We start from the raw sequence: 25,163 nt of genomic DNA, 5'->3' as shown, positions 1-25,163 counted from the left end.
AAGAATGAGTAAAGCAATTTTGAATACATATGGGATCGCATCATCGGCAGGTGAAATCACCGTTTATAACTATGATGCCATCACCCGTGAGTACCTGTCATCAACCGTTGAATATCTTGCAGAAGGCGTGGGCGTGCCTGCCCATTCGTGTACTGATAAACCCGGCAAATTCAAAGCTGGCTTTGCTATTTGTCGTAATGAAGCTCTGAACGGCTGGGAGTATGTTGAAGATCACCGTGATGCAGAAATTTATAAAACTGATACAGGGGAAAAAATCACTGTTCGGTTTTTAGGAGAGCTTCCTGAAAATACCACCACAATTGCGCCAGAAACTGAATTTGATGTCTGGAATGGTACTGAGTGGATAACGGATATCGATGCCAAAAGAGCTGCTGACGTTCAAGCATTTGAAATGAAAATTCAGACGCTGATTGATGAGGCCAATGCTGTCATTAACAAAAATAACTGGCCTTCAAAGCTACAACTCAACAGAATGAGCGAAGCAGAAACAAGCAAGTTTAACCTGTGGCTTGATTATATTGATGCTCTGAATGCCATCAACCCATCAGATTTCCAAACTGCGAAACTACCTGAACCGCCCTCAATTTGATAAAGATGATTAAGCCGTCATTCAGACGGCTTTTCATTTAAGCTGCACGAACAATGTAGTTGAAAGCCACATTACGTGGGCGAGATTCGTTCCCACCACTGGTCTGATTTCGAACGCCGGTATTGTTAATTCCTTCCCAGCCTGAACCAGCCCCACTAATTTGCGCTCTCAATACCTGTACAAATATATTATTTGGGGTATGTGACACTGAATTTCCTGAGTTAAAATCAATGTACGGATTTGCATTCCCCCATGTCGTTCCGCCATCCATACTTGATTCAAACAAATGCCTGTGAGACTGGTTCATATCAGCTTCAGTTGATAGCAATGCCCTGCCAGCATTAACCCCCCGCCCATCATCCCAGCCGCGAATAAACTCGCCGCGTAAATCCGGCAGTACGCCACCAGGATAAATAGCACCTAATCTCGGAAATCTGTTTTTATCGAAGGGTGCGCCGTTATATTTCAGCCAGCCTTCTGGTGGGTTCGGGAGAGGCCACGGCACCGGAACCCCCACCGGCAACGCAGAGCCTTCTCCCAAACCAACATTTAGCCAAAGCCAGTATTGAATCAGTTACGTAGCAAATGATTCCAGCATCTGAAAATCATGGCATGCTGTTTACCTTTTAAGAGGTTATTTTTCATGCAAATAGGCTATGTGAGGGTGTCAACAAATGACCAGAACACTGCTTTGCAACGTGATGCACTGGAACGCTCAGGATGTGAGCTAATTTTCGAAGACAAAATGAGCGGAAAAACAGCAGACAGGCCAGGGCTAAAAAGGTTGCTCAGGACGTTATCGGAGGGAGACACGCTGGTTGTATGGAAGCTCGACAGGCTGGGAAGAAGCATGCGACACCTTGTTACCCTGATAGAAGAACTCCGGCAGCGCGGAGTTAATTTCCGTAGTCTGACTGACAGCATAGACACCAGTACGCCAATGGGGCGGTTTTTCTTTCACGTTATGGGGGCACTGGCGGAGATGGAACGCGAGTTGATAGTGGAACGAACCCGTGCGGGACTGGAAGCTGCAAGAGCTAAAGGCAGGATTGGAGGGCGAAGACCAAAACTGACGCCAGAGCAATGGGCACAGGCTGGCAGGTTACTTGCTGCAGGTGAAACACGGCAGCGGGTTGCTTTAATTTTTGATGTGGGGATCTCGACGTTATACCGCAAATATCCTGCGACATTGTGTGATTAACAGGACAACGCCGCGCAGCTGTCTGCGTGACGTAATCAATACAACATAGGGCGAAGCCTATTCCAATCAGGAGGTTCGCCGCTATGGCTCAGGATTACCACCACGGGGTGCGCGTTGTTGAAGTCAACGAGGGCACCCGATCTATCACCACGGTGAGCACCGCTATCGTGGGCATGGTCTGCACCGGCGATGATGCTGATGCGTCCGTATTCCCTCTCAATAAGCCGGTTCTGCTGACTGATGTGCTGGAGGCCAGCGGTAAAGCAGGCGAGTCCGGCACGCTGGCCCGTTCGCTGGATGCGATTGCCGACCAGTCAAAACCCGTGACGGTTGTTGTGCGCGTGGCGCAGGGCGAAACCGAAGCGGAAACCACCTCCAATATTATCGGTGGTGTCACGTCCGACGGTAAAAAAACGGGCATGAAAGCGCTGCTTTCTGCGCAGTCGCAACTGAAAGTTAAGCCGCGCATTCTCGGTGTGCCTGGGCACGACACGCAGGCCGTTGCCACTGAGCTGCTGAGCGTAGCGCAGAGCCTGCGCGGGTTTGCCTACTTGTCCGCCTATGGTTGTAAGACGGTGGAGGAAGCCATTGCATACCGGGACAATTTCAGCCAGCGAGAGGGGATGCTGATCTGGCCTGATTTCATCAACTTTGACACCGTTCTGAAAGCCGATGCAACGGCTTACGCTTCCGCACGTGCGCTCGGTCTGCGTGCCAAAATCGACGAACAGACCGGATGGCACAAAACCCTGTCCAACGTGGGTGTGAATGGCGTCACCGGTATTTCCGCTGATGTATTCTGGGATCTGCAGGACCCGGCAACGGACGCGGGACTGCTGAACCAGAATGACGTCACCACGTTGATCTGCAAAGACGGCTTCCGCTTCTGGGGTTCCCGCTGCCTCAGTGACGATCCATTGTTTGCGTTTGAGAACTACACCCGCACGGCGCAGGTGCTGGCTGACACGATTGCAGAGGGGCATATGTGGGCGGTGGATAAGCCACTGAATCCGTCACTGGCCCGCGACATTATCGAAGGTATTCGCGCCAAATTACGCAGCCTGGTAAATCAGGGATACCTCATCGGGGCTGACTGCTGGCTGGATGAGTCAGTGAACGATAAAGACTCTCTGAAAGCCGGGAAGCTCACCATCGACTACGACTACACGCCTGTGCCGCCGCTTGAAAATCTGATGCTGCGCCAGCGCATCACCGATCGCTACCTGGTCGATTTTGCCAGCCGTGTCAGTGCATAAGGGGGATACATGGCATTACCACGCAAGTTAAAACACCTGAACCTGTTCAACGACGGGAACAACTGGCAGGGGATCGTTGAGTCCCTGACTCTGCCGAAATTCACCCGCAAGTTTGAGAAGTATCGCGGCGGCGGTATGCCGGGCGCGGTGGATGTGGATATGGGGCTGGATGACGGCGCACTGGACACGGAATTTTCAATCGGCGGCACCGAACTGTTGTTATTCAAGCAGATGGGCAAGGCAACCGTTGATGGCATCCAGTTGCGTTTCACCGGCTCTATTCAGCGTGACGATACCGGCGAAGTTCAGGCCATTGAGCTGGTTGTGCGCGGGCGTCATAAAGAAGTGGATTCCGGCGAGTGGAAAACCGGCGAGAGCAGCACCACCAAAGTCAGCAGCACCAACAGCTACGCGAAGCTGACCATTAACGGCGAAGTGCTCTATGAGGTTGATCTGGTCAACATGATTGAAATCGTTGACGGCGTGGACCTGATGGAAGCACACCGTAACGCCCTTGGCCTCTGATTTAACTTAACGGCGCGATGATCCGCGCCAGTATCTGATTAACAGGAAACGAACATGAGCGACAAGCTGACTGAAAAAACCGTACAACTGGATACGCCAATCATGCGCGGTAAAACCCAAATCACCGAAATTGTGCTGCGTAAGCCGCAGTCCGGTGCGCTGCGCGGCACCCGCCTGCAGGCCATTATGGATATGGACGTGGGGGCCATGATGACAGTGATCCCGCGTATTTCCACCCCGACGCTGACCGCACAGGAAATGGCTGAACTGGACCCCGCCGATCTCACCGCGCTGTCGGTCGAGGTGGTGACTTTTTTGTTGAAGAAGTCGGTGCTTGCCGGTTTACCGACAGCCTGACGATTGATGACCTGGTGGCGGATATCGCCACCATCTTTCACTGGTCGCCGTCCATCACTGACGTTATGCCGCTGACAGAGGTGCTGGAGTGGCGGCACAAAGCGATTCAGAGAAGCGGGGCCAGCGATGAGTGACAATAACCTGCGTCTGCAGGTGATTCTGAATGCGGTTGACAAGCTCACCCGCCCATTTCGATCCGCGCAGGCCAGCTCAAAAGAGCTGGCTGCCGCTATTCAGCAAAGCCGCGCCCGGCTGAAAGAGTTAGATTCTCAGGTGGGCAGAATTGATGGCTTCCGTAAGGCCAGCGCGCAGCTGGCAGTCACAGGTAACAGCCTTAAAGCCGCCCGCGAAGAAGCGGCAAAGCTCGCCACGCAGTTTACTGCGACCAACCGCCCGACGGCAGCACAGGCCAGGCTGCTTGAGCAGGCTAAAAATCGTGTCACCGATTTACAGGGAAAATATAACGGGCTGCGTCAGTCAGTGCAGCGTCAGCGCCTTGCGCTGAATGAGGCAGGGCTTGATACAAAGAAACTGAGCAGCGCACAGCGTGAGCTACGGCAGAACGCCGATGAAACCCGACTGGCACTGGAGCGACAGCAAAAATCCCTGAAACGCCTGGGTGAACAGCAGGCGAGAATGAATGCGGTTCGTGATCAGTATTCGCGCCGTCTTGAGGTTCGGGATCGCATAGCCGGAGCCGGAGCCACCACCACAGCTGCCGGGCTGGCAATGGGTGCGCCGGTTATGGCTGCAGTGAAAAGCTACGCCAGCATGGAAGATGCCATGAAAGGCGTGGCAAAGCAGGTAAACGGGCTGCGGGACGATAACGGCAACCGTACAAAACAGTTTTATGACATGCAGGATGCCATTAAGGCTGCCAGTGAGCTGCTGCCGATGGAGAATGGCGCTATAGACTATGCCGCGCTGGTTGAAGGCGGCGCGCGCATGGGCGTGACCAGCCAGGACGATCCCTTTGAGGACCAGAAACGTGACCTGCTGGCCTTTGCTTCCACGGCGGCAAAAGCTGCAACGGCCTTTGAGCTGCCCGCCGATGAGCTGGCGGAAGGGCTGGGGAAAATCGCGCAGCTCTATAAAGTTCCGACGCGCAATATTGAACAACTGGGCGATGCGCTGAACTACCTGGACGATAACGCCATGTCAAAGGGTGGGGACATTATCAACGTCCTGCAGCGTATGGGGGGCGTGGCTGACCGCCTTGACTTCCGAAAGGCTGCTGCGCTGGGTTCAACATTCCTTTCTCTTGGGGCTGCCCCGGAAATTGCCGCCAGCGCCTCTAATGCCATGGTGCGTGAACTGTCCATTGCCACTATGCAAAGTAAGCGCTTCTTTGAAGGTATGAACCTGCTGAAACTCAATCCTGCGGAGATTGAAAAGCAGATGACCACCGATGCCATGGGCACCATTCAGCGGGTTCTGGAGAAGGTCAACAATCTGCCGCAGGATAAACGCCTGTCAGCCATGACAATGATTTTTGGTAAAGAGTTTGGCGATGATGCGGCAAAGCTGGCTAACAACCTGCCGGAGCTGCAGCGTCAGCTGAAACTCACATCAGGCAGTGGTGCTAATGGCTCCATGCAGAAAGAATCCGACATTAACAAGGATTCATTGTCTGCGCAGTGGTTGCTGGTTAAGACGGGGGCGCAGAACGCTTTCAGCAGTCTGGGGGAAACGTTGCGCCAGCCGCTGATGGATATTATGGGCATGGTTAAGGGCGTGACCGGGGCGCTGCGTCGCTGGGTGGAGCAGAATCCCGTGCTGGCTGGCACGCTGATGAAAGTGGCGGCGGCTACGGCGGCTGTCACTGTCGGGCTGGGTACACTTGCCGTGGCAGTGGCTGCTGTGCTGGGGCCGATTGCGGTGATTCGGTTTGGCCTGTCTGTGCTGGGCGTAAAAACATTACCTTCCGTTGCTGCAGCGGTAACACGTACTGGCGGTGCCCTGTCATGGCTGGCAGGTGCGCCACTTTTCCTGTTGCGTCGTGGTATGGCGTCATCCGGTGGCAGTGTCGGGTTGCTGAGTGCCCCGCTTAATTCCCTGCGTCGCTCAGCCGGAATAGCGGGTAATGCACTGAAAACGGTGGCAGGTGCGCCGCTTGCCGTGTTCCGTGCCGGTATGTCAGGCATCCGTAATATTATCGGTATGGTGATGAACCCGCTGGCGGCGTTGCGGAGTGGGCTGACAGCTACCGGTGGCGTATTGCGTTTTCTTGTTTCTGGTCCGCTGGCATTACTTCGCGGCGCGCTGTCTGGTATTTCCGGCATGCTGGGTGCGCTGCTCAGTCCGATAGGGCTGGTTGTGGCTGCGCTGGCTGGTGTGGCGCTGGTTGTGTGGAAATACTGGCAGCCCATCAGTGCATTTCTGGGGGGCGTGGTGGAAGGATTCAAAGCCGCTGCTGCACCCATCAGCGCCGCCTTTGAGCCGCTCAGACCCGTGTTTCAGTGGATTGGTGACAGGGTGCAGGCCTTGTGGGGCTGGTTCAGTGATTTACTTACGTCGGTTAAATCCACTTCCGAAGAACTGAACAGCGCAGCTGCAATGGGGCGCCGGTTTGGTGAGGCGCTGGCGGAAGGTCTGAATAGGGTGATGCACCCGCTGGAGTCTCTTAAATCCGGTGTGTCATGGCTACTGGAAAAGCTCGGTATTGTCAGTAAGGAGGCGGCAAAGGCGAAACTGCCTGCGCAGGTCACGCAGCAGCAATCCGCCACGGTGAACAGTGACGGCAAAGTGGTGCTGCCGCCAGGCGGGTTTCCGGCTTACGCAGGGATGTACGACACGGGCGGGATCATTCCACGCGGGCAGTTTGGCATTGTTGGAGAAAATGGCCCTGAAATTGTGAACGGACCGGCAAATGTCACCAGCAGACGGCGTACTGCTGCACTTGCCTCTGTCGTTGCTGGCGTGATGGGGGTAGCTGCGGCACCTGCAGAAGCGGCTCCGCTTCATCCGTTCAGTCTGCCTGCGAGGGCATACCAGACTCAGCCAGTGAAGGCTGACAGCCCGCCGTCAGTTATTCGTTATGAGATAAATGCGCCCATTCATATCGTCGCGCAGCCGGGACAGAGTGCGCAGGATATTGCCCGTGAAGTGGCACGCCAGCTTGACGAGCGGGAACGCAGGGCCAGGGCAAAAGCGCGCAGCAATTTCAGCGATCAGGGGGGGTATGAATCATGATGATGGTGCTGGGTTTATATGTATTTATGTTGCGCACTGTCCCTTATCAGGAGCTGCAGTATCAGCGCAGCTGGCGACATGCAGCCAACAGCCGGGTGAATCGCCGCCCGTCAACGCAGTTTCTTGGTCCGGATAATGATTCACTGACACTGTCCGGGGTTCTGCTGCCGGAAGTGACCGGAGGCAGGCTGTCATTGCTGGCGCTGGAGTTGATGGCAGAGCAGGGCAAAGCCTGGCCTTTGATTGAAGGCAGCGGAACCATTTACGGCATGTTTGTTATTGAGAGTCTGAGCCAGACAAAGACGGAGTTTTTTGCAGGCGGAATGCCCCGGCGCATTGAGTTTACGATCACCCTCAAACGGGTTGATGAATCGCTGTCTGACATGTTCGGGAGCCTGAGTGACCAGCTCAGCAACCTGCAGGACTCTGCAGCTTCTGCGATTGGGGGGATTAAAAACACGGCTGGAGGATTGCTACAGTGAACGTTAATTCTGATCTCCTGAATCTGAACAGCAAAAGCCCGGCATTCAGTATCGTCATTGAAGGTAAGGACGTGACGACCGTGCTGGATACGCGCCTGATGAGTCTGACGCTGACGGATAACCGGGGCTTTGAAGCGGACCAGCTTGATCTGGAGCTGGACGACGCCGACGGTCTGATTGCTCTGCCGCGACGTGGGGCAGTGATTCAGTTGGCGCTGGGCTGGAAAGGCCAGCCGCTTTTCCCTAAAGGGGCTTTTACCGTGGATGAAATTGAACACAGCGGTGCCCCTGACCGACTGAGCATCCGGGCGCGTAGCGCAGATTTCCGTGAAACCCTCAATACACGGCGCGAAAAATCATGGCATCAGACAACGGTGGGGGAGGTGGTAAAGGAAATCGCCGCCCGGCATAACCTCAAAGTGGCGCTGGGTAAAGACCTGACGGATAAGGCGCTGGATCATCTGGACCAGACCAATGAAAGCGATGCAAGTTTTCTGATGAAACTGGCGAGACAGTATGGGGCGATTGCTTCTGTTAAGGACGGGAACCTGCTGTTTATCCGGCAGGGACAGGGAAGAACGGCAAGCGGCAAGCCGCTGCCGGTTATCACCATCACGCGCAAAGCCGGTGACGGTCATCGGTTCACCCTTGCTGATCGTGGTGCCTATACCGGTGTTATTGCCAGCTGGTTGCATACGCGTGAGCCCGGGAAAAAAGAGACAACCAGTGTTAAGCGTCGGCGAAAGAAAACCACCACACCCAAAGAGCCGGAAGCAAAACAGGGAGATTATCTGGTGGGAACGGATGAAAACGTGCTGGTTCTTAATCGTACCTACGCCAACCGGAGCAATGCAGAGCGCGCAGCAAAAATGCAGTGGGAACGTCTGCAGCGTGGGGTTGCTTCATTTTCCCTGCAGCTGGCTGAGGGACGGGCTGATCTCTATACGGAAATGCCGGTGAAGGTGACGGGGTTTAAGCAGCCGATCGATGATGTCGAATGGACCATTACCACCCTGACGCATTCTGTCAGCCCGGATAATGGATTTACGACCAGCATGGAGCTTGAAGTGAAAATAGATGAGTTCGCAATGGAATGATTAGTTCCAAATTGCGAACAATGATGTATCATTATTGCGAACTGGTTAATAATGAGGGCTGATTATTATGATGAATTGTCCTATGTGCGGGCAGGCTGCACATACCCGAAGCAGCTTCCAGGTTTCCAATGAGACCAAAGAACGCTACAACCAGTGCACTAACATCGAATGCGGGCATACTTTCGTGACGCATGAGACTTTTGTGCGCTCAGTATGCCGTCCGCAAAAAATCAGCGCAGCACCGCCTCATCCAAAGGGTATGCAGGAACAATTTGCTTACTAATACTGACCCGCCGCTGGCGGGTTTTGTACGTCTGGTGCCGCCATAACAAAAGCGCTGTCGCCATTTTGTCGCCACACATGAAAAAGAAGTTATCTAAGTGGTTGATTGGAATGGGGATGAATTTCAGGCAACAAAAAACCCATCAACCTTGAACCAAAACGGCGGGGTTGATGGGCTCCACAAATTGGGGACATCAAAGAAAAGCAGTGGCAATAGTTATGACTGACGTCTTGAAGAAAAGTTCTGCTTACCTGCAAAAAATTTTCGTTTAAGAGTAAATTTCAGCGCTAACCAAGCCCAGGCCAGACAATAACGATGAGTGTCCCCGCTAATGTCAGCAGTACGTTGGCAATTGCGTAGGTCCCGGCATAGCCTAATGCGGGGATGTTGCTGCGTGCCGTATCGCTGATGATTTCCATTGCCGGAGCGCAGGTACGCGCGCCCATCATGGCGCCAAAAAGCAGGGCGCGGTTCATGCGCAATACGTAAGCACCGAATAAGAAACAGATGACAACCGGCACCAGGCTGACAACCAGGCCGGCAATCAGCATTTGACCACCCACGGCGCCAAGGCCATTGCCAATGCCGCTGCCCGCGCTTAAACCGACGCCTGCCATAAATACCATCAGGCCAAACTCTTTGACCATGTTCAGCGCCCCCTGTGGGATATAGCCAAACGTTGGATGGTTGGCACGCAGGAAGCCCAACATTATCCCGGCGAATAGCAGTCCAGCCGCGTTCCCGATGCCGAAGCTGAAATTACTGAACTGGAAGGTGATCATCCCGATCATCAGACCGATGATAAAGAAGGCGCAGAAGGCCAGCAGATCGGTCACCTGACTGTGAATGGAAATGAAGCCGATACGATCGGCAATGGTTTTGACGCGGCGAGCATCCCCACTGACCTGCAGCACGTCGCCTTTATTAAGCACGACGTTATCATCGATAGGCATTTCAATCTGGCTACGGATCACGCGGTTGAGAAAACAGCCGTGATCGGTCAGTTTCAACTGGGCCAGGCGGCGGCCAACGGCATTGTGGTTTTTCACCACAATCTCTTCAGTGACGATGCGCATATCGAGCAGATCGCGATCGAACACCTCTTTACCATTACGGAAACTGGGATCGAGGCGGGCATGCGCATCCGGATAACCCACCAGGGCTATCTCATCGCCCATTTGCAGTACCGCGTCGCCATCCGGGTTGGCCAGGATGCCGTTACGACGGATGCGTTCAATGTAACAACCGGTCTGGCGATAGATACCCAGCTCGCGCAGATTTTTGCCATCGGCCCATGCCACCAGTTCCGGGCCAACGCGATAGGCACGAATTACCGGCAGATAAACCTTACGGTTGGCATCAGTGTCCAGACCCCGTTCACGTGCGATTTGTTGGGCGCTGGTTTGCAGATCCTGATGCTGAAGTTTCGGCAGGTAGCGCGCGCCAACAATCAGACTGACCAAACCAATCAAATAGGTGAGCGCATAACCGAGGCTCAGGTTATCGAGGGCGGTTGAAAGCGATGTCCCCGACATTCCGGAATGGCGCAAGGTGTCACCCGCGCCGACCAGCACCGGCGTTGAGGTCATCGAGCCGGCCAGCATACCTGCCGTCAGGCCGATGTCCCAGCCAAATAGCTTACCCAGCCCCAGAGCGATCAGCATGGCGCTGCCGACCATCACCAGAGCAAGCATTAGATAATTTTTCCCATCGCGAAAAAAAATCGAAAAAAAGTTGGGACCGGCTTCGACGCCGACACAAAAAATAAACAGCATAAAGCCGAGATTTAATGCATCGGTGTTAATACTAAAGTGCTGTTGACCTAATAATAGGGACACCACTAAAACGCCAATGGAATTACCGAGTTGGACTGAACCCAGACGTAATTTACCCAGACACAGGCCCAGTGCCAGGACCACAAATAATAACAGGATGTAATTCCCATTTAACAAATCTGCGACGTTTATATTCACGGAGACTAACTTCTTGTTTACTAGTAAGCTATTGAAAGAAATGGCAATTTACGCTAATGTTTTTGCCAGAAATTAAGGGGCGACAGCTTCGTACACAGCCCCAAATAATGCAGCATAACAATATATGCGGTTAGTTTAATCTCATTACGTATCAACGGCTATAAGAATCGTGTGAGTGTGTTTTTGGCATGGAATGCCTGGTTACTTTATCTGACTGGACGCCTGCGGGCGAAAAGAGTGTTCGATAGAGAATGTGTCAGGAGGAACAATTGAAACATAAGCAAAGTTGGGCGGGTGCGGTCTGCTGCTTTGTGCTCTTTATTGTGGTGTGTCTTTCATTAACGCTGAACGTGAAAGGGGCATTCAGAGCGGCAGGGCATCCTGAGGTCGGATTGTTGTTTTTTATCCTGCCTGGTGCTGCAGCAAGCTTTTTCTCCCATCGTCGGGAGGTGCTCAAACCCCTTCTTGGTGCCATGTTGGCGGCGCCGTGCTGTCTGTTACTGATGCGGTTCGTTTTTATGCCGACGCGTTCGTTGTGGCAAGAGCTGGCGTGGTTGTTTAGTGCGGTGTTTTGGTGCGCGCTTGGCGCATTGTGTTTTTTGTTTATCAGCAACTTGTTCAATCAGCATCATCGACGGAAAAAGAACTGAAGACGCCCTCCAGCGGAGGGCGTAGAAACGGCGATCAGGCGAACAGATTCATGTTCTCTTTTGCCCACGCTTCAAAATCCGTGCAGCCGCCGATGTGTTTTTGATCAACAAAAATCTGCGGAACGGTTTCAACTGGCTTACCTACCGTCTTTTCCAGATCGGCTTTCGTAATACCTTCGGCATGGATATCAATGTAGCGGAAGTTAAAATCGTCATGCTCATTGCTTAATTTTTCTGCTAATTCTTTTGCGCGCACGCAATACGGGCACCCTGGACGACCAAAAATAACGGCAAACATCTCTCTCTCCTCGAACTTATCAGGCCGGATGGCAATACTTGTTATGATGCCGCGATTTGTGACGGATGAAAAGCAGGTTCAGCCTGTTGCTTTGATATCCTCAAGCTATAACTGTTAAACACGACAAGCCGGAACGTTTTATAATGAAAGCCATTTCGCCGGGAGGCCGCTTATGCGCGCAATTGGTGCATTACCCAAAAGCGTATTGATGCTGGAAATAATCGGGATGGTTTTGTTATCGCTGGCGCTGCTATCGCTTAACGATTACCTCACTTTACCCGCACCGCTTGGCAGTCCTTTAGCCTGCGTGGTGATGATATTTCTGGGTGTGCTGCTGATGCTTCCCGCCGCGGTGGTATTAACGTGGCGTATTGCTCAACTGGTTGCGCCGCAGCTGATGTCACGAACCCCCGGTGATTCTTCACGTTCAGACAGAGAAAAAAGAGATGACGCCAACCATTGATTTACTTCGTAGCCACCGTTCCATTCGCCATTTCACCAATGATGCCATTTCGGATGCGCAGCGGGAGGCGATTATTGCCGCCGCTCAGGGGACCTCAAGCTCCAGTTTTTTACAATGCACAACAATCGTTCGCATAACAGATAACGCCCTGCGTGAATCACTGGCTACTTTATCCGGCGGACAAAAACATGTGGCGCAGGCCGCCGAGTTCTGGGTGTTTTGCGCTGACTTTAATCGCCATTTGCAGATTTGCCCTGACGCGCAACTCGGGCTGGCGGAACAACTGCTACTGGGCGTTGTTGATACCGCGATGATGGCGCAAAATGCGCTGACGGCGGCAGAGTCTTTGGGGCTTGGCGGCGTGTTTATTGGCGGTCTGCGAAATAATATTGAGTCGGTCACTGAGCTGCTGAAGCTTCCGCAACATGTTCTGCCGTTGTTTGGGCTATGCCTCGGCTGGCCTGCTGATAACCCGGATATCAAGCCGCGACTGCCAGCGTCGCTTGTGGTGCACGAAAATCAGTATCAGCCACTCAACAAAGACGTTTTGTCGCAATATGATGAGCAGCTCGCGCAGTACTATCTGACCCGCGGGAGCAATACGCGTCGTGACACCTGGAGCGACCATATTCGCCGCACCATCATTAAAGAAAGTCGTCCCTTTATCCTGGAATATTTGCATAAACAGGGATGGGCTACGCGCTAAAGATTTTAACGCAGTGTATGATACGCCAGCTTTTACCAGGTCATTCAGAGAGGTGCAGGGTGAAAATTGCCATTTTGTCCCGGGACGGAACGCTCTATTCTTGTAAGCGCCTGCGTGAAGCGGCGATGCAGCGTGGTCACCTGGTTGAAATTATCGATCCCCTTTCTTGCTATATGAACATCAGCCCGGCGGCGTCCTCTATTCATTACAAGGGCCGCCAGCTTCCTCATTTCGATGCAGTGATCCCAAGGATTGGTTCAGCGATTACCTTTTACGGTACCGCGGCGTTGCGCCAGTTTGAGATGCTGGGTAGCTATCCGCTGAATGAGTCGGTAGCGATTACGCGTGCGCGCGATAAGCTGCGTTCGCTGCAGCTGCTGGCGCGTCAGGGAATCGATTTACCCATCACCGGGATTGCTCACTCTCCGGACGATACCAGCGACATGATTGACATGGTTGGCGGCGCGCCGCTGGTGGTGAAACTGGTTGAAGGTACGCAGGGGATCGGCGTGGTACTGGCGGAAACGCGCCAGGCCGCAGAAAGCGTGGTGGATGCCTTTCGTGGGTTGAATGCCCATATTCTGGTTCAGGAATATATCAAAGAAGCGAAAGGGCGAGATATTCGCTGTTTCGTGGTGGGTGACGAGGTGGTGGCCGCCATTGAGCGCCGGGCCAAAGAAGGTGATTTTCGTTCTAATCTCCATCGCGGTGGGGTTGCCACTATTGCGAATATCACGCCGCGCGAAAGGGAAATTGCGCTCAAAGCCGCTCAGACAATGGGTCTGGACGTTGCTGGCGTTGATATTCTGCGTGCTGAACGTGGGCCGCTGGTCATGGAGGTCAACGCTTCTCCTGGCCTGGAAGGGGTGGAGAAAACTACCGGAATAGACATTGCCGGCAAGATGATCCAGTGGATTGAGCGTCACGCTACGCCTGAATTTTGCCTTAAAATCGGCGGCTAAGCACAATATCGATTGCGATCGTAGTATGACACGCTCTTTTTGCGTAAGCTGTGCCGGTATTTTTTTCATCAATAGAGGTCGCACATTATTATGACATCACTGGTCGTTCCCACTCTGGATACGTTGCGTCAATGGCTCGACGACCTGGGCATGAGTTTTTTTGAATGCGATACTTGTCAGGCGCTGCATTTGCCGCACATGCAGAATTTTGACGGCATCTTTGATGCAAAAGTTGATTTGGTCGATAACGTCATTCTGTTTTCCGCGATGGCAGAAGTCAGACCTTCTGCACTACTGCCGCTGGCCGCCGATCTGTCTGCGATTAACGCCAGTTCACTGACGGTGAAAGCCTTTCTGGATATGCAGGATGATAATCTGCCAAAGCTGGTGGTCTGCCAGTCTTTATCCGTTATCCCGGGCGTGACGTTTGAGCAGTTCGAATATTTTGTTCGCCAGAGTGAAGAGCAAATATCGATGGTGATCCTCGAGGCCGGTGCGCATCAGCTGTTATTTAACGCTGAAGAAGATGCGCAAAACAGCAACGCCGAAGTTCATTTCCTCCATTAATTCTTCCTGAATCTGGACATATATTGCGCAGCCGCTGCCAAAGCGGTTGCGTATTGCCTGTTTTTATTCTGCATTTAACCGTTCATTAAAGAATTATTCACCTCCATTCAGCGCCTTCCGCTGTATGTCATAGACAATTCATGCATAAAAAATTGATAAAAGACGTTTTTTAATCTGGGCTATATCCACAAATCCTGGCTAAAGTTATTCTTGCGAAGCTTATCAACGTCATCATTCAAACAGCCCCTTGTGGCCTGACCTGTGGCCACAATGCATATTGAATGCATGGGCGGATAACAGCGCGCAATAGCGGCGTGAGGAGAGGCCTCTCTTTTCATGGGGGCCGCTTGAAAGAATATGCACGTTTCTTGCATATCATTAGAGTGTGACATTTTTGTTCGTTTGTTAACGAACTTTCAGAAGGAAAGAGATTATGACCGCCTTAAATAAACGATGGTTACCAGGCCTGGTTGCGGGTGCTCTGATGGCCATCTCTGCTGGCACGCTCGCTGCTGAACAAAAAACGCTGCATATTTATAACTGGTCTGATTATATTGCCCCGGATACGGTGGCTAATTTTGAAAAAGAGACCGGAATTAAAGTTATCTATGACGTATTTGATTCCAATGAAGTGCTGGAAGGTAAGCTCATGGCTGGCAGTACCGGCTTTGACCTTGTCGTTCCATCCGCCAGTTTCCTTGAGCGTCAACTGACCGCGGGCGTCTTCCAGCCGCTGGATAAGAGCAAATTGCCTGGCTGGAAAAACCTCGATCCTGAATTGCTGAAGCTGGTGGGTAAACACGATCCGGACAACAAGTTTGCGATGCCGTATATGTGGGCAACAACCGGTATTGGCTATAACGTGGATAAAGTGAAAGCGGTACTGGGGCCGGATGCGCCGGTTAATAGCTGGGATTTGATCCTCAAGCCAGAAAATCTGGAAAAACTCAAAAGCTGCGGCGTCTCTTTCCTCGACGCGCCCGAAGAAGTGTTTGCCACCGTGCTGAATTATTTGGGTAAAGATCCAAACAGTACCAAAGCGGATGATTACACCGGACCGGCAACCGATCTGCTGTTGAAACTGCGCCCGAACATTCGCTACTTCCACTCCTCGCAGTACATTAACGACCTGGCAAACGGTGATACCTGCGTGGCGATTGGCTGGGCCGGGGATGTATGGCAGGCGGCAAACCGGGCGAAAGAAGCGAAAAATGGCGTCAATATTTCCTTCTCAATTCCTAAGGAAGGTGCGATGGCCTTCTTTGATGTGTTCGCGATGCCAGCCGATGCGAAAAACAAAGACGAAGCCTATCAGTTCCTCAACTACCTGCTGCGCCCTGATGTAATTGCGCATATTTCTGACCACGTGTTCTATGCCAATGCCAACAAAGAAGCGACAGCACTGGTCAGCCAGGACGTGCGCGACAACCCGGGCATTTACCCGCCTGCCGATGTCCGCGCCAAGCTGTTCACGCTGAAAGTACAGGATCCGAAGATCGACCGTGTACGTACTCGCGCCTGGACGAAGGTAAAAAGCGGGAAATAACCCGATGTACGGGACATGACCCGGCAGGATTTACGCCTGCCGGGCAGTGTTGATCCCGGACACACATAACCCGGCAATACGCACCACCGTGGTGCGTTATTTGCACCGTTTCTTTGTTTTATGCCGGAGAGCGCCTAATTGAATGATGCAACCCCACGCCCACAAGCGAAAATCCGCAAGGCGCTGACCCCGCTGCTTGAAATTCGCAACCTGACCAAGTCCTTTGACGGTCAGCACGCCGTTGATGACGTCAATCTTACTATCTATAAAGGCGAAATATTTGCTCTGCTCGGGGCGTCCGGCTGCGGTAAATCGACCCTGTTGCGGATGCTGGCGGGATTTGAACAGCCAACAACCGGGCAAATTATGCTTGATGGCGTCGATTTAGCGCATGTCCCGCCTTATCTGCGTCCGATTAATATGATGTTTCAGTCCTATGCACTGTTTCCGCACATGACGGTAGAGCAGAACATTGCCTTTGGCCTCAAGCAGGACAAGCTGCCAAAGACTGAAATCGCCAGCCGGGTGAGTGAGATGCTGGGACTCGTGCATATGCAGGAGTTCGCCAAACGTAAGCCGCATCAGCTTTCTGGCGGTCAGCGTCAGCGCGTGGCGTTGGCGCGTAGCCTGGCGAAACGCCCGAAGCTGCTGCTGCTGGATGAGCCGATGGGGGCGCTGGATAAAAAGCTCCGTGACCGCATGCAACTGGAAGTGGTGGATATCCTTGAACGTGTCGGCGTGACCTGCGTGATGGTGACGCACGATCAGGAAGAAGCCATGACGATGGCGGGCCGCATTGCGATCATGAACCGTGGAAAATTTGTCCAGATCGGCGAGCCTGAAGAGATCTACGAGCATCCGACTACGCGTTACAGTGCAGAATTTATCGGTTCGGTTAACGTCTTTGAGGGGCTGCTGAAAGAACGTCAGGAAGATGGTCTGGTTATTGAGTCTCCAGGACTGGTACATCCGCTGAAAGTGGACGCAGACGCTTCCGTTGTCGATAACGTCCCGGTGTATGTTGCGCTGCGCCCGGAAAAAATCATGCTCTGCGAAGCCCCTCCGCCAGAGGGATATAACTTCGCGGTAGGCGAAGTGGTGCACATTGCCTATCTGGGTGATTTGTCGGTGTACCACGTACGCTTGAAAAGTGGCCAGATGCTGAGCGCTCAGTTACAAAATGAACATCGTTATCGCAAGGGATTACCAACCTGGGGTGACGAAGTCCGTTTATGTTGGGATGCGGACAGCTGTGTGGTGTTGACGGTTTAAGGAGCAAAGATGAGTACACTTGAACCTCCGGCGCGCGTGGATAACGTGGGGCGTTTCACGCTGTTTATGTCGCGGCTGCAAATGAAGCACGGGCGCAAGCTGGTCATCGCGCTGCCGTATGTGTGGCTGATGCTCCTGTTTCTGCTGCCGTTTCTGATCGTCTTCAAAATCAGTTTGGCTGAAATGGCGCGGGCTATTCCGCCGTATACTGACCTCATTTCATGGGCTGACGACCAGTTATCCATCACCCTCAATTTAGGCAATTTCCTGCAACTGACGGACGATCCGCTCTATTTTGATGCGTATCTGCAATCTTTGCAGGTAGCGGGGATTTCGACTGTCTGTTGCCTGCTGTTGGGATATCCGCTGGCATGGGCGGTCGCGCACAGCAAACCCTCGACACGCAATATTCTGTTGCTGCTGGTGATCCTGCCGTCCTGGACGTCATTTTTGATTCGCGTATACGCCTGGATGGGGATCCTGAAAAATAACGGTGTCCTGAACAACGTTCTGATGTGGCTGGGTGTTATCGACCAACCGTTGACGATTCTGCACACCAATCTGGCGGTCTATATCGGTATTGTTTATGCCTATTTGCCCTTTATGGTGCTGCCGATTTATACCGCGCTGACGCGTATTGATTACTCGCTGGTGGAAGCGGCGCTGGATTTAGGCGCCCGACCGTTGAAAACCTTCTTTAGCGTGATCGTGCCGTTGACCAAGGGCGGGATTATCGCCGGGTCAATGCTGGTGTTTATCCCGGCGGTTGGGGAGTTTGTGATCCCGGAACTGCTGGGCGGCCCGGACAGCATCATGATTGGGCGTGTGCTTTGGCAGGAGTTTTTCAATAACCGTGACTGGCCGGTGGCTTCTGCCGTCGCCATTATTATGCTGCTGTTACTGATTGTGCCGATCATGTGGTTCCATAAATATCAGCAAAAAAGCGTGGGGGAACACGGATGAATAACTTACCGGTCGTTCGCTCACCGTGGCGTATTTTTATCCTGGTACTGGGTTTTACCTTCCTGTACGCGCCGATGCTGATGTTGGTTATCTACTCGTTTAACAGCTCCAAGCTGGTGACGGTCTGGGCGGGGTGGTCAACGCGTTGGTATGGTGAGCTTTTCCACGATAGCGCGATGATAAGCGCCGTCGGCATGAGCTTAACGATTGCCGCCTGCGCTGCGACGATGGCGGCAATTCTCGGTACCATCGCCGCCGTGGTGATGGTGCGCTTTGGTCGTTTTCGTGGATCAAATGGTTTCGCCTTTATGATCACCGCACCGTTGGTGATGCCGGATGTCATTACCGGTTTGTCGCTGCTGCTGCTGTTTGTGGCTTTGGCGCACGCCATCGGCTGGCCAGCGGATCGCGGTATGTTGACCATCTGGCTGGCGCACGTCACATTCTGTACAGCGTACGTGGCGGTAGTGATTTCCTCGCGTTTACGCGAACTGGATCACTCCATTGAGGAAGCGGCGATGGATCTTGGTGCCACGCCGCTGAAGGTTTTTTTCGTCATCACGCTGCCGATGATTATGCCGGCGGTGATCTCAGGGTGGTTACTGGCCTTTACGCTGTCGCTCGATGACCTGGTCATTGCCAGTTTTGTCTCTGGTCCTGGCGCCACAACGTTACCCATGCTGGTGTTCTCCAGCGTACGTATGGGGGTCAATCCGGAGATCAACGCGCTGGCGACGTTGATACTTGGCGTGGTAGGAATTATCGGATTTATCGCGTGGTATCTGATGGCGCGAACAGAAAAACAACGGATTCGCGATATCCAACGTGCAAGACGCGGCTGAAAAAACTAAAATCTGCCAACCTGTCTATACGGCGCAGCTGCGGTGGCTGCGCCGTTTTCATGGAAGACGACGCGTTGGGATTTTTTAAGAAATCATCCACATCACATGCCCGTTTAAACGTCCCTACTTTAGTGCAGGTGGCGGCGCTGGCTATTATCATGATCCGCTGTCTCGATCTGTTGATGATTTTTAATACGCTCGGGTTTCGCGGAACCAGCGAGTTTATTCATCGCAGCGTCCAGACCTGGAATTTGACGCTGGTGTTTCTGGGTAGCCTGGTGCTGCTATTTATCGAAATTTACTGCGCATTTTCGCTGGTTAAAGGTCGGAACTGGGCACGCTGGGTCTATCTACTGACCCAGATTATCGCCAGCGTCTATCTGTGGGCGGCCTCATTGGGCTATGGATATCCGGAACTGTTCAGTATTGCGGGAGAGTCCAGACGTGAAATCCTGCATACGCTGGTGATGCAAAAATTGCCGGATATGCTGGTGTTGCTACTGCTGTTTGTTCCTGCGTCCAGCAGGCGGTTCTTCCGCTTGCAATAACGTGTATAATCTTCGCCCCCTGTTAATTTTTAGGTTTTTGTATGCAGTGCGCACTTTATGACGCCGAACGCTGCCGCTCTTGTCAGTGGATAACGCAGCCTGTCGCCGATCAACTCTTCGCCAAAACAGCCGATCTGCAGAATCTGCTGGCCGATTATCCGGTCGGAGAATGGTGCGCGCCGGTCAGCGGCCCGGAGAGCGCTTTTCGTAATAAAGCCAAAATGGTGGTCAGCGGCAGCGTGGAAAAACCGCTGCTGGGGATGCTGCATCGTGACGGTACGCCGGAGGATTTGTGCGAGTGTCCGCTCTATCCTGAGTCTTTTGCGCCGGTGTTTGCCGCACTAAAACCGTTTATCGCCCGTGCGGGGTTGACGCCCTATAACGTGGCGCGCAAACGCGGGGAGCTGAAATATCTGCTGTTAACGGAAAGCCGGTTTGATGGCGGTATGATGCTGCGTTTTGTTCTGCGCTCCGATGCGAAACTGGCACAACTGCGTACGGCGCTGCCATGGTTACAGGCCCAGCTTCCGCAGTTAAAAGTGATCACCGCCAATATTCAACCTGTGCATATGGCGATTATGGAAGGGGAGAGCGAAATCTTCCTGACGGAACAACAGGCGCTGGCTGAACGCTTTAACGATGTGCCATTGTGGATACGCCCACAGAGCTTCTTCCAGACCAACCCCGTGGTGGCTGGGCATTTATATGCCACGGCGCGCGACTGGGTGCGACAGCTTCCGGTTAATCACATGTGGGATCTGTTTTGCGGCGTAGGGGGGTTTGGTTTGCACTGCGCCACGCCGCAGATGAAACTGACGGGTATTGAAATTGCGCCAGAGGCCATTACCTGTGCGAAACAGTCGGCGCAGGAGCTTGGGTTGCAGAATCTGCATTTTCAGGCGCTGGATTCAACCCAGTTTGCTACCGCGCAGGGAGAAGTGCCGGACCTGGTGCTGGTGAATCCGCCTCGTCGGGGGATTGGGAAGCCGCTGTGCGATTTTCTCTCCCGCATGGCACCGCGTTTTATCGTTTACTCCAGCTGTAATGCACAAACCATGGCAAAGGATATCCGCGAGTTGCCTGGGTATCGCATTGAACGCGTCCAACTTTTTGATATGTTCCCACATACCGCGCATTACGAAGTGTTAACTCTGCTCAGCCGACAATAACCGACATGCCTGATGGCGTGACGCTTATCAGGCAAATGCAACATGCGAAAAAAAAGCCCGTACTTGCGTACGAGCTCTTTCTCGAATATGGCGGTGAGGGGGGGATTCGAACCCCCGATACGTTGCCGTATACACACTTTCCAGGCGTGCTCCTTCAGCCACTCGGACACCTCACCATATTGTATTGCTGCCTGACCGCTTGGGGGGCAACGGGGCGCTACTATAGGGAGTTGCGCTAAAACGGTCAAGCAGAATTTACGTGTTAACTCTCGTTTGGTTACGCAATGTACATATTCCTCCGCCCGGACAGGCGCGGAGAATATGATTAGCGCTGAGAGTCCAGTTTTTCGCCGTTGGTCACGACTTCCTGGGCCTTGCTATAGCTCTCGATCAGCAACTGATAAGCCGGGAAGATTTTGGTATACACTTCCGCCCATTCAGCGGCGTCTTCACGGTTCCATGTTCCCTGAATTTCAGAAGCGACGGCGGCGGTATCCATCGGTATCACGCCAGCCTGAACAACACGTGCCAGGGTGATTTCCTGCGCCATTTTGCTGTAAGTACCGGAAGCATCGATCACTGCGAAGACCTTGTAGCCCTCAGCAACCGCGCTGATGGCTGGGAAAGCCATGCACACGCTGGTGATCGTACCGGCGATAATCAGCGTCTTACGACCCGTTGCTTTGACCGCTTTCACGAAGTCTTCGTTATCCCAGGCGTTGATTTCGCCTTTACGTGCTACGTATTGAGCATGTGGCGCATTGGCATGGATCTCTGGGATCAACGGGCCGTTAGGCCCCTGCGGTACCGATGCCGTGGTAATTACCGGCATCTTCGCCAGGGTTGCTATTTTAGCCAGCGCGGCGGCACGCGCACGCAGTTCCGGCATTGGCATATCGCCGACGGTCTGGAACAGCCCACTCTGATGATCGATAAGCAGCATGACGGAATCATTCACATCGATGACCGGACGTGAACCATTAAAGTTTGCAGGACTGGACATATTCTTCTCCTTCGATTCAGATTTGGCCAAAGCGGCCGGAGTTAAAATCGCGGACGGCTTCAGCGATTTCTTGTTTCGTATTCATCACAAACGGACCGTAACCTACAATCGGCTCGTTCAACGGTTCGCCAGACAGCAGCAGCACGCTGGCGTCGCTGGTGGCTTCAATGTGTAGCGTTTTCCCCTGCTGGCTTAGCACTACCAGTTGTGCTTCGCTGGCAGGCGTGGTGCCGTTTACGGTGATATTCCCTTTTAATACCACCAGAGCGGTGCTCCACCCTTCAGACTGGGACAACGTCAGCTGATGATTACGTTGCAGGCGCATATCCCAGACGTTCAGCGGTGAAAAGGTGTGTGCCGGGCCTTTCGTATCCTGATAGCTACCCGCGATCACGCGAACGCTGCCTGCATCATCGGGCAAGGCGACGGTGGGAATAACATCGCTGCTGATGCCCTGATAACCCGGTACGGCCATTTTGTCTTTTGCCGGCAGATTGACCCATAGTTGCACCATTTCCAGTTCACCGCCCTGACGGGTAAATTCCGGGGAGTGGAACTCTTCGTGTAATATTCCTGCACCAGCGGTCATCCACTGCACATCGCCAGGGCCGATAATGCCGCCGCGACCGGTTGAATCACGGTGTTCAACTTCGCCGCTGTAAACGATAGTCACCGTCTCAAAACCGCGGTGAGGGTGTTCACCTACGCCGCGTTTTTCGTTACCCGGCGTGAACGTATGCGGACCCGCGTAATCAAGCAGCAGGAACGGACTTAATTGCTCAGCATGAGACTGGTAAGAGAACATCGAGCGAACCGGAAATCCATCGCCAACCCAGTGTGGGCGAGGTGCGGTGTAGACGCCTGTTACTTGTTTCATATGTGTCTCCTCAGTGGCGTTGTTTTGATGTAAATAAGCTTATATTCATGACAGCGAGCTGAGTAGTAGCTAAAATAGCTCACACTGTCTCAAAAATAGGACAATGAAATGGCAAGGCCGGATCTCAATGATTTTGCATGGTTTGCGCATGTTGTAGAGGAAGGGGGATTCGCGGCGGCGGGTCGGGCGCTTGATGAACCAAAATCAAAACTGAGCCGACGAATAGCGCAACTCGAAGAGAGACTGGGGGTACGACTGATTCAGCGAACCACCCGGCAATTTAACGTGACTGAAGTCGGGCAAACCTTTTACGAACACTGTAAGGCGATGCTGGTGGAGGCGCAGGCGGCGCAGGATGCCATTGCCGCGTTACAGGTTGAACCGCGTGGCGTTGTGAAGCTGACTTGTCCTGTTACGTTGCTGCATGTGCATATCGGGCCAATGCTTGCCCGTTTTATGGCACGTTATCCTGACGTATCAGTACAACTGGAGGCCACTAACCGTCGTGTTGACGTCGTTGGAGAAGGTCTGGATGTGGCGATTCGCGTCAGACCTCGGCCATTTGAGGATAGCGACCTGGTGATGCGCGTCCTGGCGGACAGAGGACATCGCTTGTATGCCAGCCCGCAGTTAATTGAGCAGATGGGGGCGCTACACTCTCCGGCAGAGCTGACCCGTTGGCCAGGTTTGAGTCTGGCCTCTGGTAAACATGTGCATCGTTGGGAGTTATTCGGCCCGCAGGGCGCGCGGGCGGAGGTGCATTTCACGCCGCGTATGATCACCACCGATATGCTGGCGTTACGCGAAGCCGCAGTCGCCGGCGTAGGTGTTGTTCAACTTCCGCAGTTGATGGTAAAAGATCAATTAGCTGCGGGTGAGTTGGTGGCGTTGCTCGATGGTTGGGAACCTAAGCGAGAAATTATTCACGCAGTCTTTCCATCACGCAGGGGATTATTACCGTCAGTGCGCGCATTAGTGGATTTCTTAACGGAAGAATATGCGCGGATGATTGAGGATTAAATACCAGGCTTTAGCCCACAAAAAAGGCCGGTTAAACCGACCTTTTATTATCTGGACGCCATTCGGGCGTTAAAAACAATCAGCGACTACGGAAGACAATGCGGCCTTTGCTCAGGTCGTACGGGGTCAGCTCAACAGTCACTTTGTCGCCCGTCAGGATGCGGATATAGTTTTTACGCATTTTACCGGAGATGTGTGCAGTAACCACGTGACCGTTTTCTAACTCTACGCGGAACATGGTATTAGGTAACGTATCGAGAACGGTACCCTGCATTTCAATATTGTCTTCTTTGGCCATCTAATCCTCTGGGGTATCACTACCGTAATTTGAACCGGCAAGATAATGCCGAAGTTCTTTTAATAAGTAAAGATTTGTGCGTTTAAAACACAGCAAATCGGGTTTGGCGCATTACTCTATCCACACACGGCAAAGCCGCACTTAAAGCGCAACGTGTAAGGGAACGAGGAGATAAACGATAGGCGTTGCCTGACGCGAACTGTTCCTTAACGGCGGCGGGGTAATGGGCTAAACCAACTCTGCGCGACAATTATAACACCCCGACAAAAAATGTGCCGAAAACATTCACTCCTGAGGTGAAAATAACGTCCTGGGAATCCAGAAATGGCTCGGTAGCCGCTGCTGGCGCAGTCTGCTCAGGTGCTCAAGGTACTCCCGACGCGGTGTTTCGACGGCGCCCAGCGAGGCTGTGTGGCTATTTAATACCTGGCAGTCGATTAATTTTCCGCCCTGACGGATAAATTCAGCGCAAAAAACAAGCAGTGCGGTTTTCGACGCATTTTCCTGACGGCTGAACATCGATTCGCCACAAAACAGCGTACCTTGCGCCACGCCATACATACCGCCCACTAATTCATTTTGTCGCCACACCTCAATTGAGTGGGCATGCCCCAGTTCGTGCAGCCGATGGTAAGCATCCACCACATCATGCGTTATCCAGGTGCCTTCTTCCCGGTCATTCGCGCAGCCTTCAATTACCTGACCAAACGCGTAATTGAGCGTCACGCGATAAGGCGAATTTTTATGAAAGCGTTTCATGCTGCGGCTGAGGTGAAATTTCTCGGGCCAAAGAATGGCGCGCGGATCGGGCGACCACCAAAGGATGGGGTCGCCAGGTGAAAACCATGGGAAAATACCGCGCTGATAGGCCATCAGCAGGCGGGCAGGGCTGAGATCGCCGCCAAGCGCCAACAAACCGTTAGGCTCGCGTAAAGCGCCTTCCGGTGACGGGAAGGCTATGGAATGGCGGGACAGTTGCACCAGGCGCATGACAGCGAAACTC

29 protein-coding genes, 1 tRNA gene and 1 pseudogene are annotated in these 25,163 nt (G+C 53.0%); 22 read left to right on the top strand and 9 right to left on the bottom strand.

From position 1 onward, the window contains the following. Positions 1 to 4: 4 nt before the first annotated feature. A complete protein-coding gene (locus HVZ52_RS14950; protein WP_181598397.1) occupies positions 5 to 610 on the top strand; it encodes a tail fiber assembly protein in 606 nt (201 codons plus the stop codon). A gap of 37 nt (positions 611 to 647) precedes the next feature. Here the strand turns inward: HVZ52_RS14950 and HVZ52_RS14945 are convergent, their stop codons facing one another. Further along, the gene (locus tag HVZ52_RS14945; RefSeq protein ID WP_249417939.1) at positions 648 to 1,115 is read right to left on the bottom strand and encodes a phage tail protein; all 468 of its coding nucleotides are present in this window, start codon (positions 1,113 to 1,115) and stop codon (positions 648 to 650) included. A gap of 138 nt (positions 1,116 to 1,253) precedes the next feature. On the opposite strand from HVZ52_RS14945, the gene HVZ52_RS14940 reads away from it, so the two are divergent. From HVZ52_RS14940 to HVZ52_RS14900, 9 genes are all read left to right on the top strand, one after another. Beyond that, a complete protein-coding gene (locus tag HVZ52_RS14940) occupies positions 1,254 to 1,811 on the top strand; it encodes a recombinase family protein (RefSeq protein ID WP_053264365.1) in 558 nt (185 codons plus the stop codon). A gap of 83 nt (positions 1,812 to 1,894) precedes the next feature. Next, positions 1,895 to 3,067 carry a phage tail sheath protein gene (locus HVZ52_RS14935; protein ID WP_181598396.1) on the top strand — a complete coding sequence of 391 codons (1,173 nt, stop codon included), beginning with the start codon at positions 1,895 to 1,897 and terminating at the stop codon, positions 3,065 to 3,067. A 9-nt stretch (positions 3,068 to 3,076) separates the two neighbouring features. Then, positions 3,077 to 3,592: a phage major tail tube protein gene (locus HVZ52_RS14930; protein ID WP_016150797.1), complete on the top strand. Its 516-nt coding sequence runs from the start codon at positions 3,077 to 3,079 to the stop codon at positions 3,590 to 3,592. 54 nt (positions 3,593 to 3,646) lie between these two features. Continuing rightward, entirely contained in the window at positions 3,647 to 3,949 is a 303-nt protein-coding gene (locus tag HVZ52_RS14925) for a phage tail assembly protein (protein ID WP_001744189.1), read from the top strand. Between the two features lie 14 nt (positions 3,950 to 3,963). Continuing rightward, positions 3,964 to 4,083, top strand: a complete 120-nt coding sequence (locus HVZ52_RS14920) for a GpE family phage tail protein (protein WP_001397628.1) — start codon at positions 3,964 to 3,966, stop codon at positions 4,081 to 4,083. Then, a complete protein-coding gene (locus HVZ52_RS14915; RefSeq protein ID WP_181598395.1) occupies positions 4,076 to 7,141 on the top strand; it encodes a phage tail tape measure protein in 3,066 nt (1,021 codons plus the stop codon). Before HVZ52_RS14920 ends, HVZ52_RS14915 begins: the two co-directional genes overlap by 8 nt. Further along, positions 7,138 to 7,623, top strand: a complete 486-nt coding sequence (locus HVZ52_RS14910; protein ID WP_181598394.1) for a phage tail protein — start codon at positions 7,138 to 7,140, stop codon at positions 7,621 to 7,623. Before HVZ52_RS14915 ends, HVZ52_RS14910 begins: the two co-directional genes overlap by 4 nt. Next, entirely contained in the window at positions 7,620 to 8,720 is a 1,101-nt protein-coding gene (locus HVZ52_RS14905; RefSeq protein ID WP_181598393.1) for a phage late control D family protein, read from the top strand. The genes HVZ52_RS14910 and HVZ52_RS14905 overlap by 4 nt, the downstream gene beginning before the upstream one ends. A 67-nt stretch (positions 8,721 to 8,787) precedes the next feature. Continuing rightward, positions 8,788 to 9,003 (top strand): ogr/Delta-like zinc finger family protein, encoded by a 216-nt coding sequence (locus HVZ52_RS14900; RefSeq protein ID WP_058842448.1) that lies wholly within the window; start codon positions 8,788 to 8,790, stop codon positions 9,001 to 9,003. Between the two features lie 287 nt (positions 9,004 to 9,290). On the opposite strand, the gene HVZ52_RS14895 is transcribed toward HVZ52_RS14900, so the two are convergent. Then, positions 9,291 to 10,976 (bottom strand): aspartate:alanine antiporter, encoded by a 1,686-nt coding sequence (locus tag HVZ52_RS14895; RefSeq protein ID WP_016152406.1) that lies wholly within the window; start codon positions 10,974 to 10,976, stop codon positions 9,291 to 9,293. 269 nt (positions 10,977 to 11,245) lie between these two features. On the opposite strand from HVZ52_RS14895, the gene HVZ52_RS14890 reads away from it, so the two are divergent. Next, a complete protein-coding gene (locus tag HVZ52_RS14890; protein WP_016152407.1) occupies positions 11,246 to 11,626 on the top strand; it encodes an inner membrane protein YbjM in 381 nt (126 codons plus the stop codon). Between the two features lie 34 nt (positions 11,627 to 11,660). Here HVZ52_RS14890 and HVZ52_RS14885 read toward each other — a convergent pair whose 3' ends face one another. Then, complete coding sequence (locus HVZ52_RS14885) at positions 11,661 to 11,924, bottom strand: GrxA family glutaredoxin (RefSeq protein ID WP_016152408.1); 264 nt, start codon at positions 11,922 to 11,924, stop codon at positions 11,661 to 11,663. 172 nt (positions 11,925 to 12,096) lie between these two features. Between HVZ52_RS14885 and HVZ52_RS14880 the strand changes: the two genes are divergently transcribed. The 10 genes from HVZ52_RS14880 to rlmC all read left to right on the top strand — a co-directional run bounded on the left by HVZ52_RS14880 (position 12,097) and on the right by rlmC (position 20,962). Next, complete coding sequence (locus HVZ52_RS14880) at positions 12,097 to 12,387, top strand: YbjC family protein (protein ID WP_019076379.1); 291 nt, start codon at positions 12,097 to 12,099, stop codon at positions 12,385 to 12,387. Beyond that, a complete protein-coding gene (nfsA, locus tag HVZ52_RS14875) occupies positions 12,371 to 13,093 on the top strand; it encodes a nitroreductase NfsA (protein ID WP_181598392.1) in 723 nt (240 codons plus the stop codon). The genes HVZ52_RS14880 and nfsA overlap by 17 nt, the downstream gene beginning before the upstream one ends. A 59-nt stretch (positions 13,094 to 13,152) precedes the next feature. Next, entirely contained in the window at positions 13,153 to 14,055 is a 903-nt protein-coding gene (gene rimK / locus HVZ52_RS14870) for a 30S ribosomal protein S6--L-glutamate ligase (RefSeq protein ID WP_016152412.1), read from the top strand. Positions 14,056 to 14,145: 90 nt separating this feature from the next. Beyond that, positions 14,146 to 14,622, top strand: a complete 477-nt coding sequence (locus HVZ52_RS14865; protein ID WP_016152413.1) for a YbjN domain-containing protein — start codon at positions 14,146 to 14,148, stop codon at positions 14,620 to 14,622. Between the two features lie 433 nt (positions 14,623 to 15,055). Continuing rightward, positions 15,056 to 16,168, top strand: coding sequence for a spermidine/putrescine ABC transporter substrate-binding protein PotF (gene potF / locus HVZ52_RS14860; protein ID WP_016152414.1), 1,113 nt, complete (start codon positions 15,056 to 15,058; stop codon positions 16,166 to 16,168). 138 nt (positions 16,169 to 16,306) lie between these two features. Beyond that, a complete protein-coding gene (gene potG, locus HVZ52_RS14855) occupies positions 16,307 to 17,440 on the top strand; it encodes a putrescine ABC transporter ATP-binding subunit PotG (RefSeq protein ID WP_049040678.1) in 1,134 nt (377 codons plus the stop codon). A gap of 9 nt (positions 17,441 to 17,449) precedes the next feature. Continuing rightward, a complete protein-coding gene (gene potH, locus HVZ52_RS14850; protein WP_016152416.1) occupies positions 17,450 to 18,403 on the top strand; it encodes a putrescine ABC transporter permease PotH in 954 nt (317 codons plus the stop codon). Then, positions 18,400 to 19,245, top strand: a complete 846-nt coding sequence (potI, locus tag HVZ52_RS14845; RefSeq protein WP_016152417.1) for a putrescine ABC transporter permease PotI — start codon at positions 18,400 to 18,402, stop codon at positions 19,243 to 19,245. Before potH ends, potI begins: the two co-directional genes overlap by 4 nt. A gap of 59 nt (positions 19,246 to 19,304) precedes the next feature. Then, positions 19,305 to 19,793, top strand: a complete 489-nt coding sequence (locus tag HVZ52_RS14840) for a YbjO family protein (RefSeq protein WP_016152418.1) — start codon at positions 19,305 to 19,307, stop codon at positions 19,791 to 19,793. Positions 19,794 to 19,834: 41 nt separating this feature from the next. Further along, a complete protein-coding gene (gene rlmC / locus HVZ52_RS14835) occupies positions 19,835 to 20,962 on the top strand; it encodes a 23S rRNA (uracil(747)-C(5))-methyltransferase RlmC (protein WP_049259765.1) in 1,128 nt (375 codons plus the stop codon). An 88-nt stretch (positions 20,963 to 21,050) separates the two neighbouring features. Here rlmC and HVZ52_RS14830 read toward each other — a convergent pair. The 3 genes from HVZ52_RS14830 to HVZ52_RS14820 all read right to left on the bottom strand — a co-directional run bounded on the left by HVZ52_RS14830 (position 21,051) and on the right by HVZ52_RS14820 (position 22,842). Next, positions 21,051 to 21,138 (bottom strand) — tRNA-Ser (locus HVZ52_RS14830). A 149-nt stretch (positions 21,139 to 21,287) separates the two neighbouring features. Beyond that, on the bottom strand, positions 21,288 to 21,965 hold the full coding sequence (locus tag HVZ52_RS14825) for an isochorismatase family protein (protein ID WP_016156101.1): 678 nt from the start codon (positions 21,963 to 21,965) through the stop codon (positions 21,288 to 21,290). 16 nt (positions 21,966 to 21,981) lie between these two features. Then, positions 21,982 to 22,842, bottom strand: a complete 861-nt coding sequence (locus tag HVZ52_RS14820) for a pirin family protein (RefSeq protein WP_137367135.1) — start codon at positions 22,840 to 22,842, stop codon at positions 21,982 to 21,984. A gap of 108 nt (positions 22,843 to 22,950) precedes the next feature. Between HVZ52_RS14820 and HVZ52_RS14815 the strand changes: the two genes are divergently transcribed. Next, positions 22,951 to 23,862, top strand: a complete 912-nt coding sequence (locus HVZ52_RS14815) for a LysR family transcriptional regulator (protein WP_181598391.1) — start codon at positions 22,951 to 22,953, stop codon at positions 23,860 to 23,862. Positions 23,863 to 23,941: 79 nt separating this feature from the next. On the opposite strand, the gene infA is transcribed toward HVZ52_RS14815, so the two are convergent. The 3 genes and pseudogenes from infA to aat all read right to left on the bottom strand — a co-directional run bounded on the left by infA (position 23,942) and on the right by aat (position 25,150). Continuing rightward, a complete protein-coding gene (infA, locus tag HVZ52_RS14810) occupies positions 23,942 to 24,160 on the bottom strand; it encodes a translation initiation factor IF-1 (protein WP_002211347.1) in 219 nt (72 codons plus the stop codon). Beyond that, a pseudogene (locus tag HVZ52_RS14805) lies at positions 24,088 to 24,445 on the bottom strand (hypothetical protein). The gene infA and the pseudogene HVZ52_RS14805 overlap by 73 nt, the downstream one beginning before the upstream one ends. Next, complete coding sequence (aat, locus tag HVZ52_RS14800) at positions 24,446 to 25,150, bottom strand: leucyl/phenylalanyl-tRNA--protein transferase (RefSeq protein WP_016152424.1); 705 nt, start codon at positions 25,148 to 25,150, stop codon at positions 24,446 to 24,448. It lies immediately after the preceding pseudogene. Positions 25,151 to 25,163: the final 13 nt, after the last annotated feature.

The sequence above is a fragment of the Citrobacter sp. RHB36-C18 genome, assembly GCF_013814485.1.
Lineage (GTDB): Bacteria > Pseudomonadota > Gammaproteobacteria > Enterobacterales > Enterobacteriaceae > Citrobacter > Citrobacter braakii.
Note: the sequence above shows the minus strand (reverse complement) of the source record. Positions and strands in the feature narration are given on the sequence as shown.

Bases quoted from the DNA above. Each gene is read 5' to 3' on its own strand.
- HVZ52_RS14950 (WP_181598397.1), top strand. From the start codon at position 5: ATGAGTAAAGCAATTTTGAATACATATGGGATCGCATCATCGGCAGGT.
- HVZ52_RS14940 (WP_053264365.1), top strand. From the start codon at position 1,254: ATGCAAATAGGCTATGTGAGGGTGTCAACAAATGACCAGAACACTGCT.
- HVZ52_RS14935 (WP_181598396.1), top strand. From the start codon at position 1,895: ATGGCTCAGGATTACCACCACGGGGTGCGCGTTGTTGAAGTCAACGAG.
- HVZ52_RS14930 (WP_016150797.1), top strand. From the start codon at position 3,077: ATGGCATTACCACGCAAGTTAAAACACCTGAACCTGTTCAACGACGGG.
- HVZ52_RS14925 (WP_001744189.1), top strand. From the start codon at position 3,647: ATGAGCGACAAGCTGACTGAAAAAACCGTACAACTGGATACGCCAATC.
- HVZ52_RS14915 (WP_181598395.1), top strand. From the start codon at position 4,076: ATGAGTGACAATAACCTGCGTCTGCAGGTGATTCTGAATGCGGTTGAC.
- HVZ52_RS14910 (WP_181598394.1), top strand. From the start codon at position 7,138: ATGATGATGGTGCTGGGTTTATATGTATTTATGTTGCGCACTGTCCCT.
- HVZ52_RS14900 (WP_058842448.1), top strand. From the start codon at position 8,788: ATGATGAATTGTCCTATGTGCGGGCAGGCTGCACATACCCGAAGCAGC.
- HVZ52_RS14885 (WP_016152408.1), bottom strand. From the start codon at position 11,924: ATGTTTGCCGTTATTTTTGGTCGTCCAGGGTGCCCGTATTGCGTGCGC.
- HVZ52_RS14880 (WP_019076379.1), top strand. From the start codon at position 12,097: ATGCGCGCAATTGGTGCATTACCCAAAAGCGTATTGATGCTGGAAATA.
- nfsA (WP_181598392.1), top strand. From the start codon at position 12,371: ATGACGCCAACCATTGATTTACTTCGTAGCCACCGTTCCATTCGCCAT.
- HVZ52_RS14865 (WP_016152413.1), top strand. From the start codon at position 14,146: ATGACATCACTGGTCGTTCCCACTCTGGATACGTTGCGTCAATGGCTC.
- potF (WP_016152414.1), top strand. From the start codon at position 15,056: ATGACCGCCTTAAATAAACGATGGTTACCAGGCCTGGTTGCGGGTGCT.
- potH (WP_016152416.1), top strand. From the start codon at position 17,450: ATGAGTACACTTGAACCTCCGGCGCGCGTGGATAACGTGGGGCGTTTC.
- potI (WP_016152417.1), top strand. From the start codon at position 18,400: ATGAATAACTTACCGGTCGTTCGCTCACCGTGGCGTATTTTTATCCTG.
- HVZ52_RS14840 (WP_016152418.1), top strand. From the start codon at position 19,305: ATGGAAGACGACGCGTTGGGATTTTTTAAGAAATCATCCACATCACAT.
- rlmC (WP_049259765.1), top strand. From the start codon at position 19,835: ATGCAGTGCGCACTTTATGACGCCGAACGCTGCCGCTCTTGTCAGTGG.
- HVZ52_RS14825 (WP_016156101.1), bottom strand. From the start codon at position 21,965: ATGTCCAGTCCTGCAAACTTTAATGGTTCACGTCCGGTCATCGATGTG.
- HVZ52_RS14820 (WP_137367135.1), bottom strand. From the start codon at position 22,842: ATGAAACAAGTAACAGGCGTCTACACCGCACCTCGCCCACACTGGGTT.
- HVZ52_RS14815 (WP_181598391.1), top strand. From the start codon at position 22,951: ATGGCAAGGCCGGATCTCAATGATTTTGCATGGTTTGCGCATGTTGTA.
- infA (WP_002211347.1), bottom strand. From the start codon at position 24,160: ATGGCCAAAGAAGACAATATTGAAATGCAGGGTACCGTTCTCGATACG.
- aat (WP_016152424.1), bottom strand. From the start codon at position 25,150: ATGCGCCTGGTGCAACTGTCCCGCCATTCCATAGCCTTCCCGTCACCG.